Below are 17710 nucleotides of genomic sequence, written 5' to 3'. Positions count from 1 at the left end.
AAAAGGGAGGTGACAGCTTGCTGCCCGATATAAATCTTGATAACGAATGCTTTGACGATATACTTGACAATGCACGCAATTCGATAGCAAGCATCTATCCCGAATGGACTGATTTCAACTATCACGACCCGGGCATGACCATGCTTGAAATGTTTGCATGGCTCAAAGAGAGCCAGCAGTATTACTTAAACAAGATAGGCCCCGATAACATCAGCAAGTATCTTAAGCTGCTTGGTCTTAAAAGACGCACAAAGACCCCCTCATCGACAGATGTTTCGGTGATATTTGATGATGACATAACGGCTGCAAGGGGCACAAAGCTTTATGCGGGCGATATATGCTTTGAGGCTGACAGGCGCACATATATCTCGTCATCGGCGATAGATGTGTATGTGTGCGACCGCGGCGGAGAAATGAATGTCGCGGCGCACGAGCAGGTGCGTTTCGGCGGCGATCTTCATATGCTGCCCTTTGACGAAAATGGCGGCGGGGCGTTTTATATCGGATTTGACAAGCCCCTTGCCGAGAAAGAGCTGCATACACTGTGGCTCGATATAGCAAGTGAGGACGGCATAGAGAGAAACCCGATCACCGCCCCCGCAGGCTTTACGCCTCTTGTGAGCCTGTGTATGGAATACTATGACGGGCTGTTCTGGCGCCCCGTTAAATGGGAGGACAAGACCTACGGTTTTCTTTTTTCGGGAAATATCATGTTTACCCTTGCGGGTAAGCACGGCAGCCTGAGCGTAGGCGGGCATGAGGCATATTATGTAAGGTTCCGTGTTTGCGGCGGCGAATACGATGCACTGCCTGTCATAAAAAGGGCATGCTTCAACCTTCTGCCGGTAACTCAGAGAGACACGCAGGCAGAGTATACCGATCTTAGCCCGAGTGATGAACTGCGCCTTGATATCGAGCTTGCAGTTACGGGTGAGACGAGAGTGTTCCTAAAGGACGAAAACGGCTGCTTTACCCCCGTAAGAAGCTTTGAAAAGCGTATAGACGGGCAAAGCGGCGAGGTCATATTAAATATACCCGGCGGCAGAGTGTCAAAAGGCGTGCGCGTTGTGAATATGACAGCTGCCTTTTCGGCAGAGGGTGCCGTGGGCTACGGCACGGGGCTGCCCTTCCAGGAGTACGATCTTGAAACAAAGGACGTTGAATATGAGACCTTCGCCATAATGACCGAGCTGCCAGGCAGCGGCGGCAAATATGCCGAGTGCAGAAAGGTGAATGATTTCGCGGCGGCGGGGACAGATGATTTTGTTTATGTGCTTGACACCCAAAAGGGCAGAGTGACTTTCGGTGACTGTATCCACGGCATGGCGCCCGAGGGGGAGATACTGATAATCGCCTGCTCGCTCACACGCGGCGCACAGGGGAATGTCACTAAGGGCAAGATAAACGAGATTAAGGGCTTTGATAGGTCACAGATAACAATCGAGAACCAGCGTGCGTCATACGGCGGCACAGATGAGGAGACTATGGAGGAATGTACTCTCAGAGCGCAGAGACTTTTGAAAACTACCGATACTATCGTGACCGATGAGGACTGTGAGCGTTTTGTCAGCAGCACGCAGGGGCTCAGGATAGAAAAATGCAAGGTGATAAAGTCAGACAGCAGGCGTGACGGCTTTGTGACGCCGATAGTCGTAAAGCCCTATGCCAAGAACGGCATGGGCATTCCGAGCGAGGAATATGTCAAGAACATTCTTGACACCCTCGAGCCTCACAGGATGCTCGGTGCGCAGTTTTGGATAGTGCGCCCCGAATATGCACAGGTCATGGTGTATGCAGATATTACTGCCGCGAGAAACACGCACGATCTGCGGCAAAGAGTTATAAACGCCATAGCCTCGTTTTTTGAAGAGATCAAGGACGATTTCGGTGCGAGGATAGTCTACAGCAGGCTTTATGAGCTTATCGACAGCGTTGACGGCGTTTTCTCAATAAATGTGCTCACTATGCAGACAGAGGGCAGCAACGCCGAGAGAACCGGCGAAGGCGACCTGCTGCTGATGAAAAATGCGGCGGCATATCTCACCGATATAGATGTAATGATAAATACCTGATAAGGGCAGCAAAGGAGAGCTGTATGAGATGAAGGGAAGACTTAAATATTTCATACTGAACAATGCCTATGACTTTGAGCGCGGTGCATACGAAAATATGGAGGTCATTGACAATAAGCTTAAGTATAGCTCGGATAAACACTCGGGCATAAGCTGCTTTATGACCAAGGTGTTCGATTCGCTCGAGCGGGGAAATGTCTGGCACAGGCTGGTGATAAACACAGAAAACTGCTCCGATGACGATCTTCGTATCATAGTTTATGCTGCAAACGATAAGGAGTTCACCTATAAGGGTAAGACCCTTACGGCAGATGAGGTGATAAATGATAAGAGCATAAGTTTGCGCGAAAAAACGCAGATGCTCTCGCAATTTGAGAAAAAGCGTATCGGCGGCGTGCATGATATATTGCTGCACGATGTCAGCGGAAGGTATCTGTGGGTGTATATCGAGCTGCTCGGCACGAGCGACAGGCCTGCGGCTATAAATGACATTATGCTTTATCTGCCCGCCGAGTCATGGATAGACAGACTGCCCTATATATACCGCAAAAGCGATAAGGAAAGCAGGTTTTTGGAGAGATTTCTCGGCATTTTCCAGACGCTTTACGAAGAGGTCGAATACAGGATAGACCGTATAGCCGACAGGTTCGATCCCGAGAGCGCAGATGCCGACTTTCTCGAATGGCTCGCAGAGTGGCTCGATATCGCAGATCGGTCGATGTGGAGCGAGGATAAGCTAAGAGACTTTATGATGTCGGCAGTCAGCCTTTACCGCAGCAGAGGCACAAGAGAGAGCCTTTCAAGGGCTATCGAGCTGTATATAGGCGAAAGGCCGTTTATCATCGAAAACTTCTCGCTGCAAAAATACAGGGGCAGCGAGATGTATGAAAAGATACTTGTGCCGCTGTACGGCAAGGACCCGTATAAGGTGTTCATACTTGTGCCGGGCGAGCTAATAAAAAACGATAATGACGTTGATGCGCTTTGGCGTATAGCGAGGGAATTCATGCCAATGACGGTAGACCCCGAGATAACCGTGCTCGAGCCGTATATCTTTCTGGGGCAAAATTCCTATCTCGGTATAAATTCGTTTATCAACAGACCGACTAATGCGGTCCTTGACGGAAAGAGCCGCATCACACTATCTGTTCTCGGTGAACAGGAAAAATGAGGAGATAATATGAAAAACACACAGCTTTATCCATTTGAGAGGAACAATTATTTTTACGGAAAGCTTTTAAGCGTTGAGGATTTCAATTCCGAGCAGAAGTATATGGACGATAAGAGAAGGCTGATAAATCGCCTTGTACACGGTGTGGGCGTAGTCTGCGGCCTAAACGTCGTCAGAGTTGACGATACCACCATTTCGGTAGAGAGCGGCATGGCATTCGATACCACGGGGCGCGAGATAGTTGTCGATAAGCCCGTAACAAAGAAACTCGGTATGCTCAGCGGCTTTGATACTTCGTTAAATACAGGCAGCAGCGCTTATGTGTATTTGTGCATAGAGTACAGCGAGGGCGCAAAGGGTGCTGCACATAATATAGTCTCGGGCAGCGGCGAAAACTCGGACAGGATAAAGGAGGGCTATAACCTTTATCTCACCACGAGCGAGCCTGAGGACGATATAAACAGCACCGATAATGTCTATGAACAGTCGGTGACGGTGTTCTGGAACGGCAGCGTGCGCATACGCCATGTTATGCCGAGATTTGTAAACCCCGATACCTCATTCCCGTTCAGAGTAGAGATAGAGACGTATTCAAGGCAGTTCACTGCATTTTCTTACGATATACAGCTTGTGTGCCTTAACTGTGAAGCTGACGGCAGCTCGGTGCTCAAGGTCAATTTCGATGAAAAGCTGCTTGAAAAGACGGGCAAATATACCCTGACTTATGATCTTACCGCCGCCAATGTTAACGACACCGACGCAACGGCCACCCCCGACGGCTCGACCTTTAAGATAGCTTATGATAAGACCCCCGTCGAGGGCGAGATATCGGGCAGCTCGTCAGTTAAGATAACCGACAGGGATCTGTATGATGCGATAGCCTTGGAGAGTTTCGATCACAGTATGGATACCGAGCTGCGAAAAACCCTTGGGCAGAGGCTCTATCTTGCAAGGATAAACCTTGTAAGCTCGGTGGGCACATCTATAATTGACAGTATCGTAAATGTTCCCTTCGGGCAGTATGTTACGAGCAATATGCTTCTGAGCGCTTTGGGCAGGAACGAAAGAAGCTACGGCAAAAAGAGCAGCTATTCTCCTGCCGCTGCTGTGGATGATAAGCCCGGCCGCACATATAGGCCGACAGAGATCGCAAGCGGCGTTTGCAGGATAAATCTCAACGAGGGCAGCCTTAAAAACCGTGTGTTCTTCTCTGACGAGATATACCACGGTATCGGGCTTGGCAGCGTGACGATAATACTTGCGGCAGTGACAGAATCGGGTACTATCTATGGCAGCCCCTCTGTGTTCCGCGAGGAGGAAACGCAGTATGAGCTTGCCGCAAAGCTCGACCCCGCACGCGGCAGCTTCATAGTGGGCGTCAAGACAAGATCGACGACCCTTCAGGGCTATATAGATGTAAAATGGACGGCTATCCGTGATTTTGACGAAAAGGCCGCCGAAAAGAGAAATATGAAGATCACCATAAAGCCCAACTCACTTGTCATCAGACCGAGGGAGACGAAGTATCTGGAGGCTGTGTGCAGCAATATGACCAACAAGACGGTGCGCTGGTCTGTTTCACCCGCCGCGGGCGGCGAGATAGACTCAAACGGTATGTATACCGCTCCCAATGTCGAGGGCGTTTACGAGGTGATAGCTCAGAGCGCCGTTTACCCCGACGTCAAGGCGTCCATTATGGTAGTGGTCAGAGGTTAGAGGTAAGAGGTTAGATGTGTGAGCGGCAGTCCGAAGGGGGCTAGGGTGGCGACCGTAAAGCCCCCCGCCCGAAAGCCTTGCCTTTGCGAAACCCCTCCACCACCGCCGCCGTGACGGAGGGGTTACACAACTTCCGATTTATCTCTCTAAACACATACTAAAAACATCAAGCAAAGGAGGCGAAGCAGTTGGTCATATATACCTACGGGCATCAGTACCCCGTGACAAGTGTTTTCGAAAGCAACGACAAATACGATGTATATATATGCTCCGATGAAGAGACCGGCGGACTTTGCCGAGTGCTCAGACTTAAGGATAAGTCGGAGATACCCGAGCTTGTTGCGTGGCTGAGTGAGCAGGTAGACCCCGAGGTGTTCACCGATTATAAAGAGCATTTTATGTTTGATAACTCTCTTTGTATAGTGATGAAATATACTCAGGGGATTACCCTTGCGGATAAGAGCGATACCGAGGCCGCACCCTTAAGAGAACGGCTCGAGCTGTTTCGTAAGATACTCGAGCGGGCGGTGCTTCTCGATATACCCGATTATTTTCTCGATAAATGCTTTGATGAAAAAAATATCATAGTTGCCCCCGATATGACCCTGAGCTTTAATTATCCCATTGAGGATATAACAGGTCAGAGGGAGTGCGCCCCCGTAAAAAGGGCTGAGCAGTTTTTCAAAACTGTCTTTGCACGTGAGATAGAGCGCAAGGTGCCCGATGAGCTTATTGAGTTTTATAAGGAGATGTCCGAGCTTGGCGGTGCGGGCATGATAGAGCTTTACAGCAGGTATTATATGATGATGACGGCTCTTATCGAGAGGAATGCAGGAAATGAGGAGCCTAAGTCGATATGGTATAAGCTGTGGGATAAGATAAAGAAGGTTTGGAAGGTGCTCAAAAAAGTGCTGATAATCGCACTTTTGGCTGCTGCCGTGGCATATCTCGTGTTTGCTATTAAAAAATCGAAAAGCTCCGAAAATGAGGAGCCGAATTTCGACAGCATAGGCACCGTAACGATAGATAAGGACAAGTGAGTGTTTTATTATGTTTGACCTGTTCAGCGCTTTTAAGCTATTTCTTAGAAAAATAGAAAGAATATTCATCACGCCGATCGCGCTGTTCGGGCGAAGAGTCTTAAGACAGCTCAATCCGCAGAATATCGTCACAAAGGTTGCGACCGATGTAAAAAAGGAATCAAAGGGTATAACCTCAAAGCCTACGTCGATAGATCAGTATTATGTGGTCGGCGATAAGCTGGTAGCCAAAAAGCTCGTTTACATAGTATTGCTGCTGATGATATTGGGTGCTGCGCTGTTTGTGCAGCTCGGCGTGCCGTGGCTCGTGAGTAAGTTCTTCACAAAGTCGATGTGGGTCAACAGTGAGGACGCTGTCGGCTATACGGGCAAGGTGCGTCTATATACTACCGTGCAGCTTGATGATATGCTCTTTGAGGGCAGGCTTGAAAACGGCAGCATAGAGGGCGAGGGAACGCTTTATAACTATGACGGTGAGCTTGTATATGTCGGTGAGTTCAAAAAGGGCGAATACTCCGGCTACGGAAAGCTCTATTACCCCGACGGCAGTATCGAATATACAGGCAGCTTCAATGCCAATATGTATGAGGGCGAGGGAACGCTCTTCTATGAAAACGGCAATATAAAGTATTCGGGGCAGCTTGCAAGCGGTATGTATAACGGCAACGGCAGGCTCTATGACGAAAAGAGCGGCAAGGTCATATATGACGGCGTGTTTGAAAACGGCGTATATAACGGCAGCGGCAAAAAGTATTCTGCCTCGTCGGGCGCTGTTGAATACAGCGGCGGCTTTGTCAATAACGAATACAGCGGCAAGGGCGAGCTTTACGATACGAGCACCGGCAAGCTCGTTTACAGCGGCGAATTCAAGTCAAATGTATACTCGGGCAGCGGCAAGCTTTACAGCGGTGATAACCTCGTATATGACGGCAGCTTCGATAACGGTATGTATAACGGTCTCGGCACGCTTATGAACGAGCAGGGCGTTGTGTATACGGGAGAGTTTGAGGATGGAAAATTCAACGGCCAAGGCAAGCAGTATGATAACGGCGTGCTCGTTTACAGCGGTGAGTTTACCGATTCTCAGTATAACGGAAACGGCTCGCTTTATAAAAACGGTGTACTGTATTACAGCGGCGGTTTCTCTATGGGCAAGCCGCTCGGAACGGGAACATTCTATGACAAAAAGGGTGCTGTGCTATCAAACGGCACTATCGGCAACGGAAGTGTGGTTGACGGAACAACGACGCTTTATGATGAAAACGGAAAGATAAAGTATGTCGGTGAGATAACAGGTAAAAAGTATAACGGCAAGGGCAAGCTCTATTCAAACGGTAAGCTCGTGTATGCTGGCGATTTCGTTGACGGCAAAAAGAACGGCACGGGTATCGTTTATAATAATAAGGGCAGGAAGATATACGAGGGAGAGATTGCCGACGGAAAATATGACGGCAAGGGCAAGCTGTATGAAAACAGTAAGCTCGTCTATGACGGAGAGTTTTATCAGGGCAAATATCAGGGCGCGGGAAAGCTGTTTGATAAAAGCGGCGCTCTTATCTATGACGGAGAGTTCTATCAGGGCAAGTATCAGGGCGCAGGCAAGCTCTTTAACGCTAAGGGAACGCTTATATATGACGGCGAGACCTACGGCGGAAAGTATCAGGGCAGCGGCAAGCTGTTTGACCAAAACGGAGAGCTTTTGTATGACGGCGGCTTCTATAACGGCAAGTATGACGGCGAGGGGCGTGAGTTTTACCAAAGTGGTGAGCTTAAATATGAGGGCACCTTCAAGCTCGGCCAATACGATGCGGGCATACTCTACTCTCAAAACGGAGATGTGATAAAGGATACCACAAAGCCCCCCGAGGAAGAAAAGACCGATGACAGCAAGCAAGACAGCAAGACAGACGAAAGCAAAGCAACAAAGTGAGAGGTGCTTGATATGGCAAATTATAATATCATTTCAGATATAGGTGATGCACTTGTCAGACTGCTTCGTGAAGGCATGGTGCCTGATATCATACCCAATTCCGAGGGGATAGGTGTCTGCCATCCCTCCGACAGGGGAGATATAAGCCTCGGCATTACCCTTTACGATATGAGACGCAATAATGATATCGACCCTAAGGAGATACCCATAGGCAGCGATAAGATGCAGGCTCCTTCGTTCTTTCTCGATCTTTATTATATGATAACCGCCTATTCGTCGAGCGATATAAAGTTCCGCTCTCTCGAAGAGGCTAAGATGATAGGGCGTGCTATGCAGCTGCTCGAGGGCAACCCCGTTATGAAGCCCGAGCTTTACGGCAAGGTTTTTGAAAATATGCATTTTCTCCCGCGCATAGAGATGCTCGATCTCGATAACGAGGAAAAGCACCGTATATGGAATATCCCCGATCAGCCCTATAAGCTGTCGGTATTCTATAAGGTATACCCCGTAGAGATAGAATCAGAGAAGATCAGAGAGATCACAAGAGTTAAGGAGACCGATTTCGTATTCGGTCAGCTTGGTGACCGAAACGGTGTATGAGCAGTAAGAAGGGTGAGTTTTGATGAGTGAATGGTTTGGCTCGCGTTCAAGGCGAATACTAACTCGTGTTTCGGCGGCGGTGCAGCTTATAGACGACCTGACAGGCCTGCCTGTTAAGGGCAGCAACGCAAGAGTCTGGATAGAAGGCCATAAGCCCCCCATAAAGAAAAGTGACGGCATAAGCATTTTCACCGACCTGCCTGCGGGTGAGCATACCATTATCGCAGAGGGCGGGCAGTATGCAAGGACGCAGGTGCCCTTCACGGCTGATGATAAGACCTGCGGCAACCTTATAATAAGGCTGCTGCCGAACAAGCTCTACCCCGTGTCGTTGGGTACGGTCAGGATCGAGGGAAAAGCTTTCCCCGATGCAGCAGTCAGGGTATGGAGCGGCGATAAATCGGGCGCACTTAAGCTTTTGCATGATGCGAAAAAGGGCAGCGGCGTCATAGGCATATATACAGGCTCCGATGAAAATATCGAGGGCAGGCTGTTAAAGATAGCATCATCCGATGATAAGGGCGAGTATGTAAGGGTGACTGCTGCCGTAAATAAGGAAAGAAGCGAATACAAGCTCTCGGGTGAGCTGACGGCAGACTACCCGAAGATAGGTACGGCAGTCATTCAGGTGTGTGAGTGCAGGGCAGACAGCAGCGGGAATTTTATGCTGCTCATCAAAAAAGGCGGCGGAACACTTGTGTGCGAGGCTCAAAGCCCGGCTGACGGTAAGTTGATACAAAAAACCATCGACATCGGTAATGATACCTATGTGAAAGCAGAGCTTGTCAAGTGAACACGGAAAGGAAGTAACATAATATGGCTATTGCAGTGTGCGGCGGCGCTATGCTTGCCTGCTCATTCGGGGCAGCCCCCTCTACCTTTAATGTTTTGCCGATGAACAAAACACTTACCTCGATGCCCCTTGCAAATATCATGGATAATAAGCCTATGGTCAATATAATGCCCTTCGGTATGTGCTCATGCCTTGGAAACCCTACGGTGGCTGCCGCGACTTCGGCGGCTATGGGCGTGCTCACACCTATGCCCTGTATGCCTGTGACCACTGCGCCGTGGGTGCCGGGTGCGCCGACTGTGCTAATAGGCGGGCAGCCTGCGCTTGACAATAACTGTAAGCTCATGTGCAACTGGGGCGGGGTCATTCAGATAACCAACCCCGGCACGACAAATATCATGGTGCCGTGACACTACGAAAGGAAACGCTGTAAATGGAAAAACAACAATATGGCATACCCTTTGCGCCGGGAAAGTCCGAGGTGGTCGAGACCGTTATAGTGAATGTTTCGACGGCCTTTTTCAGAGATAAGATCAAGATAGGCACCGATGCGGGGCATATCACCCTTATAAATATGCAGACCGAGGACGTCGGCCATACCCTTGAAAAGTATAACGGAAGGCTTTTGTGTATAACCAGACGCGGGATAGCCGCCATGTTCGAGCATGACTGCAACGATGCCCTGCAGTTTGCCATAACCCTTTGTCAGGACGCAGCACTCAGAGAGCGCAGAGAGCTTTTCAAGGGTATCGGCATAGGCATAGGCTACGGCAGCCTTTGCTTGGGGACTGTGGGCTATAAGGATCTGTGTATGCCGCTTATGATGTCGGAAACTATGGATACCGTGACGGCTTTAAGCGAGAGCGCTCAGAAATATAACTCCCGCATACTTGTCACGGGCGATGCTATGGCGCGGCTCTCGGGCAGCAAGCAGTTCAACAGCCGCAGGCTCGGAATGATATACCATAAGTCTGCAGACATATCCGAGGAGATATATGATGTCTATGACGGCGATCTTGCCGATACGAAATACAGCAAGATGCGCAGCAGGCTTTTTTTCGAGACAGGCGTCAAGCTGTTTTTGAAGGGCGCTTATCTCGAGGCAAGAACGTATTTTATAGAGATACTTAAGGCGGACAGGAACGATGCGGCGGCAAAGCAGTATGTTTTCAAGTGCGATAACTGTATGGCAGACGAGACTGACGATAATGAGAAGAAGTATCTCGAGATATGGTAAGGCTGATTCAGAGGTGTTTTGATTGAAGCATAAGGAAAAACTGGAAAATAAGATAAAAAAGCGTGGCAAGCTCGAGAGAAAGGTGCTCGTGACCATGCTCATCATATTTGTTATCGCCATAACCTCAACTATGACGGCTATCTTTATGGGGTTTTATGATGAGAAGGTCGAGGAGATCCGTAAGGACATGACCATTAATGCGTCTTTGATACAGGCCGCTCTGTCAAAGCCTCTCGAAGACAAAGACTATTCCGATATGTCCATTGATGAGATGAATAAAATGGTGGATCAGATGACCAGCTACGGCGAATTTGTCGATGACTGGCTTGAAAACGGCAAGAACGATCATTATGATTATGTCAAAGATAATCTTACCGACTCTATAAAAGAGGATGAATATGATGATATATTCATATATAAACCCAAGCTTGATGAGAACGGCGAGATAAAAAACGATATGGTGATAGTGATGGATGTTCCGAAAAATGGTGATTCGGAATACGATCTCGGCGACGATTTCGGTGAGAGCAGAGCCTTTGAAACGGTAAAAAAGGTCTATGAGACGAATGAGGCCGTCGCCCTTGAAAAAACTGCCATAAACGAATCGGGCTTTGTGCTCGTGGCGTATGCGCCTGTCAGGTACAGCGATGGCACGGTGTGTGCTGTCGCGGGCATAGAATACAGCGCCTTCAGGATAGTTCTGGCAGTATTCAAAGATTACAGCGTGATCCTCTTCAATACGCTGCTAAACTATATCCTCTTCTGGGCGATAGCGTATATATTCATCAAGGTTCGGGTAGTCAAGCCCGTAAACACCATATCGGCTCATATGAATAAATTTGTCTCAAACAAGGAGACGCTTGAATATGAGCCTATAACCGATATACATACAAATGACGAGGTAGAGCAGATAGCCGACGATTTCAATTCGCTGGCGCAGAGCGTCATTGATTATACAAAGAATTTAGAGCTAAAGACCTCGGAGGAGCAAAGGCTGAAATTAGACCTTGATGTGGCAAACCAGATGCGCCGCGTGGTCTCGAGCGAGATAACCTACCCCGCATTCCCCGAGCGGAGCGATTTTGATATGTTCGCAAGCCTCGGGCATACGATGTATAACAAATGCAGCTTTTTCAACTATTTCTTTACAAAGACAGATCATCTGTTCATAGTGCTCGGAGAGTCGCTTGGCAGCAGCCTTGCGTCTATGGTGTTCTCTATCCTTTCGGTATCGTATATCAAGAGCTTTGCAAATACGGGCGCTGCGCCCTGCAAGATAGCCTTTGATACAAACAATCAGCTTTGCAGCAACGAGAAAAAGGACAGCGAGATGACTGTGGGCGCCGTGATAGTCGATATCGACCTGAGCACAGGTCTTATGAGGTATGTGAATGCTGGTATGCCCCCTATTCTCATAAAAAAACCGGGTGAGGACTATGCTCCCGATAAGGCCAGCCAGCCCTTCTGCCTCGGGCAGATGCGAGGCATAGCCTTTGAACAGCAGACCATACAGCTGTCTCAGGGAAGCACGGTGCTGTTTACCTCATACGGTGTGACCGAGATGAGCAACGACAACGGCAAAAAATACGGCCTTGAAAGGCTCGTTGGCAGAATGAACAGCATATCCGGCAGCGTGTATGCGCTCAACGATACCCTTAAGGCGCTGGAGGATGACCTTGAAAAATACCGCGGCAGCGCCGAGGTGTCAATGGACACCGCAGTTGTGGCATTCAGATATTTCGGATAACGGAGGCTTTATGCAGACAGAAAAGCTCTACGGCGAATTTTTTGATTTCGCACAAACACTTAAACCATACAGCAGCGATAAAGAGGAGCTTGACGACCTGTTCTCGCTGCTCGATATGAGCCTGACACTTGCAGCGGGTGCAAAGGGACTGACAGCGGGCGATATGCCGCCCCGCAATGAGATAGGTGCGGCACTCGGTATGTCAGTGTCCTCCTCAGACCTCGGCGAGCTGCTTATGTCGGGCAGGCGGCAGAGGAGACAGGGCGGCCTGTCTGCTGCTGCAAAGAGCCAGCTCGAAAACGCATTTTACCATATAGAGGCAAGAAAAAAGCGCGGGCTTAATAACGGCTTTATCTCACGCTTTGAGGTAGTGTGCCGCAAGTTCGCCCTTGATGATTTCGAGAGGTTCTGCCTGCTGCTTGCTCTCTCGGTCGAGTATGACAGAAAATACGAGGCGGTGTTTACCTATCTTCACAATAACAGCACCGATCAATACCCCTCAAAGTGGCTTGCGCAGAAATTGTATGCATACCTTTACGGCAAGGAGAATGGGTATGCGGGGCTGCTCGACGGCGAGTCGCCCCTTTGCCGCTTTTTGTGCGACAAGGGCAAAAGGCGCTTAGACCGCGGCGAGAGCGCTCAGCGTCTTTTGCTTAGCACGAGGGCCGCATCGTATATCCTCGGTGAGAGCGTTATGGATAAAGCGGTCAGCGAATACTGCCGCATATATCCCGCATTTGACAGCGGCAGACATATCAGGCTAAGGAACGAGACCTTTTCCTTTGTTGAAAAGCTCTTTGCCGACAATGCCTTTAAGGGCGGCACGCCGTTTGTCATGAACATCTGCGGCCCAGCGGGCATAGGCAGAAGATACTGTGCCGAATATGCCGTGAGCCGTAAGGGTCTGCGGCTTTTGGATATTGATCTTTACAAGCTCATAAGCTGTGAGCGAGACGATATAAGGCTTATTATAGACCGCATATATACCGAGACGCTGCTGCTCGGGGCTGTGCCTTGTTTTACCGTAGATACGCCCCTTACCGAGACCGACAGCGAGGGCAACGTAAAGCGCTCACCTGCCGCTCTGGCAGTCAAAAGAGCGGGCGAGTATATCATCACGCTCTTTGACTTTGTCTTTTGGGTCACACACCAAAAGGACGATACCTTCATCGGTACCGATACAGAGGTGGTGAGCACCGAGCTGCCCATGCTGACAGCCAACGAGCGCAAGCTATTCTGGGACACAGCACTTGATGACGGGGTGCAGACGACAGTGCTTGCAAACAGCTATATACTCACACCCGACGGCATAATCAAGGCTGCTCGGGGTGCGTATCATATCGCAGCAGCCGAAGGGTCGGGGATAACAAACGATATCCTCTCTAAGAGCGTGCGCCAGCAGTCATCGAACCAGCTTGGCGGCTATGCGTCAAAGATAAACGCCGTGTTCACCTGGGACGATCTTGTGATAGGCGATGATCAGAAACGCAAGATGATGATGATCTGCGATCAGGTCAAATACCGAAGTGTTGTAAACGAGGACTGGGGCTTTCGCAAAAAATCGCCGTATGGGCGGGGGCTGTGTGCGCTTTTCTACGGCTCGCCCGGAACGGGCAAGACAATGGCCGTGCAGGTCATAGCAAACGAGCTGGGGCTTGACCTCTACCGCATAGACCTGTCGCAGCTTTCGAGCAAGTATATAGGTGAGACACAGAAAAATATCTCAAATCTTTTCAATAAGGCCAAGAATATAAACGCCATGCTCTTCTTTGACGAGGCAGATTCGATGTTTGCAAAGCGCTCGGAGGTCAAGGATTCAAATGACCGCTACGCCAATGCCGACACAGCATTCCTTCTGCAAAAGCTCGAGGACTACGAGGGCATAACCATACTTGCCACCAACTATGTCAACAATATAGATGACGCCTTCAAGCGCAGGATAAAGTTTATGATAAACTTTGTGTTCCCCACACCCGATATACGCCTGATGCTTTGGCAGAAGATACTGCCCGCCGCAGCAAAGACCGACGAGCCGATAGATTTCGAGTTCTTTGCCGAGCATTTTGAGCTGTCGGGCAGCAATATAAAGGAGATACTCACAAATGCCGCATTTCTTGCCGCCTCGCAGGGGCAGGGCATACGCAACGCACATATAATCGAGGCTGTAAAGCTCAATTTTTCAAAATACGGCAAGATACTTACCGACGCTGATTTCGGTTATCTTGCCCTGTAAGCCGAATGGAGGTCATATTCAATGGATACGCAAGCCGTAAAACAATACCTCGGCCTTTTGATGAACGCATTTGCCGAAAATGCAAAGTCTGCCGAGATAGCCGACAGCGATGACGGACCTGTACTTATCGTGACAGTCGCATCGCCCTTTGACGAGAATGCCGAAGTCGCTTATCAGATAGCCGTGCAGCCGGCAGATGAGATGTTCGGTGTGTTTGAGGTGAATATATTCCTCTTTACCGATATAGACGCCGATAGATACAGTGATATAAGCAGGCTGATAAACCGTCTCAACGGCTACTCGGCTTTCGGGTCGTTTAGGCTCTTTGATGATAACGGCTCGGTGATGTTCTGTCAGGGCATGGTCTTTCCCGAGGATATGGACGCCGCAAGGGCAACAGAGCTGCTTTTAAAAACGATAGAGGCTATGAAGCCGATAGCCGCAGACCTCGGCAGCTTTATTTACCGTGCTCTTAACGGCGAGAGCAACGACACTTTGCTTAAGGAGCTTAAAAGGAGGCAGAATGATGAACAGTGAATTTCAGACACGCCTTTTTTCCGAGACCGAGGGGTTTTTCTCTTTACGCGGGCTGAACGTGCTGCATGAGGATATCGACGGCAGGGATATTTTGGTGCTTGAGCCGCACAGCAGCGATACCTTTGATGACTGCAATATCTCGGTAAACGAGACCACTGAGCAGACCGCCGCCGTTGATATTCTGTTCACCCTTGGCGCAGAGCTTGACAGTGAACTGTGTGACAGCATAGACGAGCTGCTTTTGTATCTCAATAAGTTCCTGACGATTGGCAGCTTCGGGCTTGAAAGAGAGGGCGGCTATTTTTATTTCGGCTGCTCGTATCTTGCCGATACCGCCGCCCCCACAGAGCAGATGATGAAGGTCTTTCTGATGACATGGCAGATAGCCGCCGACACAGCCGTGCAGGGCGTGTGGATATTGCAGTCGCTCAAAGGCGGCGATGTGCAGCTTTCCGAGCTTTTGAATGACGACACCTCGATAATACAGCTTGATTGACCTATGAGTGAGATATTTGAGTATAAAAACGAGCGCCTTGTGCGCCGTGAAAGGCCGCAGATAACCGCCACGCTCGGTGTTATCGTTTGCTGCGCAGGCTATGGCAAGAGCGCTTACCTTAAGCAGCTTGCCGAAGATAACGAGGGCAGCGTGCACATAGAGCTTGCGCCCTTTTATAACAGCACACATTCGGTCGCACAGCTGCTTTCGGAGCATATAAGCGATAGCACGCACGGGCTTGATGACTGTCAGACAGTCAGGCTTTTTATTGAGAGCCTTTCGGGGCAGGGTGGGCTTTTGCTTATAGACAATGCCGATCAAGTCACCGACAGGGCGGCGTCAGCGCTGCTCGGGCTTTTGTGCGAGGCGGCTGCCCAGGGCAGGTTCAGGCTGCTTGCGGCAGGCCGTGACGTGCCCGCATATATGCTTTCTTACCTTATGAACGGGCGGGCTGTCCTTTTCGGCATAGACGATATGCGGCTGACACGCAGCGAGACCGCCTGCTGCCTGCGCCTTCTTGACAGGGCGTATGATGATAAGTATGTAAACACGCTTTATTCCTATACAGACGGCTGGTGTGCGGGGGTGTGTGAGATCGCAAAGGCCGCAGTTTCGGCCGATGATATAGAAAAATGCATCGGCAAAACGCTGCTTGAACGGTATATCTCCTGCGAGCTGCTCAGTGACCTTGACGAGGGGCTTGCAGAGCAGCTGAAACTTATGTCGTTTATCTATTCCTCAGACCCCGAGTTTTCCGCATCGGTGTTTCGTATCAGAGACAGCGGCGTGAGGGAAGACCGCATAGTGACCGCGGGCATACTGCGCCGTGATGACAGCGGCGCTGCCGTGCTGCCGCAGGTCATTCGCTGTGTGCTTGCGGGTATGCTCGATAAACAGACCAAAAAGACCGTCACCGACAGAGCTTCGGCCTACTACATAGACCGTAAACGCTTTGCCGAGGCGATAAAGCTCTTTGATGTGAGCGGCAACTCCGCTGCTGCGGAGCGCATACTGAAGGAGCACGGCGAGAGGTTCCTTGAAAACTATGAGTTCGAGCTTATCGGCTACTGCGGCAATATCATCGAGAAGGAGCGCCGCACTACCGACCCCGAGGTGCTGGGGATACTCGCGCAGTATTATTATTACAGCGGTGCTCTTGCGAAAATGGAGGCCGCCTATAATATGGCCGACAGCCGTTTCGGCAAGGAGAACAGATACAGCGTCTGCCGCAGGCTATATAACGGCCTTATTCGATATGAGGGCAACCGTGAGATGTATGCTGAAAATGTAAGGAGTGCGTGCGAGTATTTAAAAGAAAACTCGCTGCCTTTGCCCTTCCTGCACCAAAAGGAGAAGGACACTCTCGCACTGATAGAGCAGGACGGCGATGACAGCGGCAAGCTGCATATATACAGGTTCGGCACACTTCGTCTGACCGTGAACGATAACGAGATACAGTGCAAGAGCCGCAGGAGCACCGAGCTTATAGCCTATATGCTCGAGCGCAATGGCAGGCCTGTCTCACGGTCTGATATAATGAACGCCCTGTGGAAGGACGAGATACCAGCAAATGCCGTGGCTGTGCTGCATAACATAATCTACGGGCTGCGGCGTGAGCTTTCGGCCTACGGGCTTGAAAACATCATAAGCTATAAAAGCAAGTGCTATATGCTCGATGTGTCAAAGATAGTTCCGGACGACAGCGAGATAATAGAGGTATGCGAGGCCATGGAAAAGGGCGAGCGCAAAAAGCTCACAGCCCGCGCAGGCGTGCTTGAAAGCTACTGGGGAAGATATTTAGGCGACAGCGAGAGCTTTTGTTCGCAGGAGAAAAAGGAGTATTACGACAGGTGCTTTGTCAGCGCCTCACAGATGCTTGCGGATATATATAAGGAAAGCGGCGACAGGGAAAAGGAGCTGCTCTGCCTTAAAAACGCATCTGCTGCCGACCCGTTCTCCGAGCAGATAGTGTGCAGCTATATACAGTGCTGCTTTGCGCTCGGTATGCCCGATAAAGCCAAGAAAAAATATGACGAATATGCAAAAACCATAGATAAGGAGCTTGGCATAGCCCCCAGCAGGTGGCTCAAAAACGAGTTTCTTTCGGGGTTTGCAAATGAGACCGAGGGGTGAGATAA

Annotated in this window: 14 protein-coding genes; all 14 read left to right on the top strand. The window is 49.8% G+C overall.

Annotated features, from left to right (window positions below):
• The first annotated feature begins 17 nt into the window (after window positions 1-17).
• The gene (locus tag CD05_RS0108585; protein WP_028510168.1) at window positions 18-2072 is read left to right on the top strand and encodes a baseplate J/gp47 family protein; all 2055 of its coding nucleotides are present in this window, start codon (window positions 18-20) and stop codon (window positions 2070-2072) included.
• A gap of 28 nt (window positions 2073-2100) precedes the next feature.
• Entirely contained in the window at window positions 2101-3243 is a 1143-nt protein-coding gene (locus CD05_RS0108580; protein WP_028510167.1) for a phage tail protein, read from the top strand.
• 9 nt (window positions 3244-3252) lie between these two features.
• Window positions 3253-4959, top strand: a complete 1707-nt coding sequence (locus CD05_RS0108575) for a hypothetical protein (RefSeq protein WP_028510166.1) — start codon at window positions 3253-3255, stop codon at window positions 4957-4959.
• A 188-nt stretch (window positions 4960-5147) separates the two neighbouring features.
• Window positions 5148-5999, top strand: a complete 852-nt coding sequence (locus CD05_RS0108570) for a hypothetical protein (protein WP_028510165.1) — start codon at window positions 5148-5150, stop codon at window positions 5997-5999.
• A gap of 10 nt (window positions 6000-6009) precedes the next feature.
• Window positions 6010-7929 (top strand): hypothetical protein, encoded by a 1920-nt coding sequence (locus CD05_RS19660; protein WP_028510164.1) that lies wholly within the window; start codon window positions 6010-6012, stop codon window positions 7927-7929.
• 12 nt (window positions 7930-7941) lie between these two features.
• Entirely contained in the window at window positions 7942-8529 is a 588-nt protein-coding gene (locus CD05_RS0108560; protein WP_028510163.1) for a DUF4255 domain-containing protein, read from the top strand.
• A 22-nt stretch (window positions 8530-8551) separates the two neighbouring features.
• On the top strand, window positions 8552-9322 hold the full coding sequence (locus CD05_RS0108555) for a hypothetical protein (protein ID WP_156947379.1): 771 nt from the start codon (window positions 8552-8554) through the stop codon (window positions 9320-9322).
• Window positions 9323-9345: 23 nt separating this feature from the next.
• The gene (locus tag CD05_RS0108550) at window positions 9346-9732 is read left to right on the top strand and encodes a DUF4280 domain-containing protein (protein WP_028510161.1); all 387 of its coding nucleotides are present in this window, start codon (window positions 9346-9348) and stop codon (window positions 9730-9732) included.
• A gap of 23 nt (window positions 9733-9755) precedes the next feature.
• Window positions 9756-10559 (top strand): hypothetical protein, encoded by an 804-nt coding sequence (locus CD05_RS0108545; protein WP_028510160.1) that lies wholly within the window; start codon window positions 9756-9758, stop codon window positions 10557-10559.
• A gap of 22 nt (window positions 10560-10581) precedes the next feature.
• Window positions 10582-12306 (top strand): SpoIIE family protein phosphatase, encoded by a 1725-nt coding sequence (locus CD05_RS0108540; RefSeq protein ID WP_028510159.1) that lies wholly within the window; start codon window positions 10582-10584, stop codon window positions 12304-12306.
• A 10-nt stretch (window positions 12307-12316) separates the two neighbouring features.
• Window positions 12317-14539 carry an ATP-binding protein gene (locus tag CD05_RS19655; RefSeq protein WP_028510158.1) on the top strand — a complete coding sequence of 741 codons (2223 nt, stop codon included), beginning with the start codon at window positions 12317-12319 and terminating at the stop codon, window positions 14537-14539.
• Between the two features lie 21 nt (window positions 14540-14560).
• Complete coding sequence (locus CD05_RS0108530; protein WP_028510157.1) at window positions 14561-15076, top strand: hypothetical protein; 516 nt, start codon at window positions 14561-14563, stop codon at window positions 15074-15076.
• On the top strand, window positions 15066-15572 hold the full coding sequence (locus CD05_RS0108525; RefSeq protein WP_028510156.1) for a hypothetical protein: 507 nt from the start codon (window positions 15066-15068) through the stop codon (window positions 15570-15572). Before CD05_RS0108530 ends, CD05_RS0108525 begins: the two co-directional genes overlap by 11 nt.
• 3 nt (window positions 15573-15575) lie before the next feature.
• Entirely contained in the window at window positions 15576-17705 is a 2130-nt protein-coding gene (locus tag CD05_RS0108520) for a BTAD domain-containing putative transcriptional regulator (protein WP_028510155.1), read from the top strand.
• The last annotated feature ends 5 nt before the right edge of the window (window positions 17706-17710 follow it).

The sequence above is a fragment of the Ruminococcus sp. NK3A76 genome, assembly GCF_000686125.1.
Classification (GTDB): Bacteria; Bacillota; Clostridia; order Oscillospirales; family Ruminococcaceae; genus NK3A76.
This window is presented reverse-complemented; position numbering and strand designations above follow the sequence as displayed.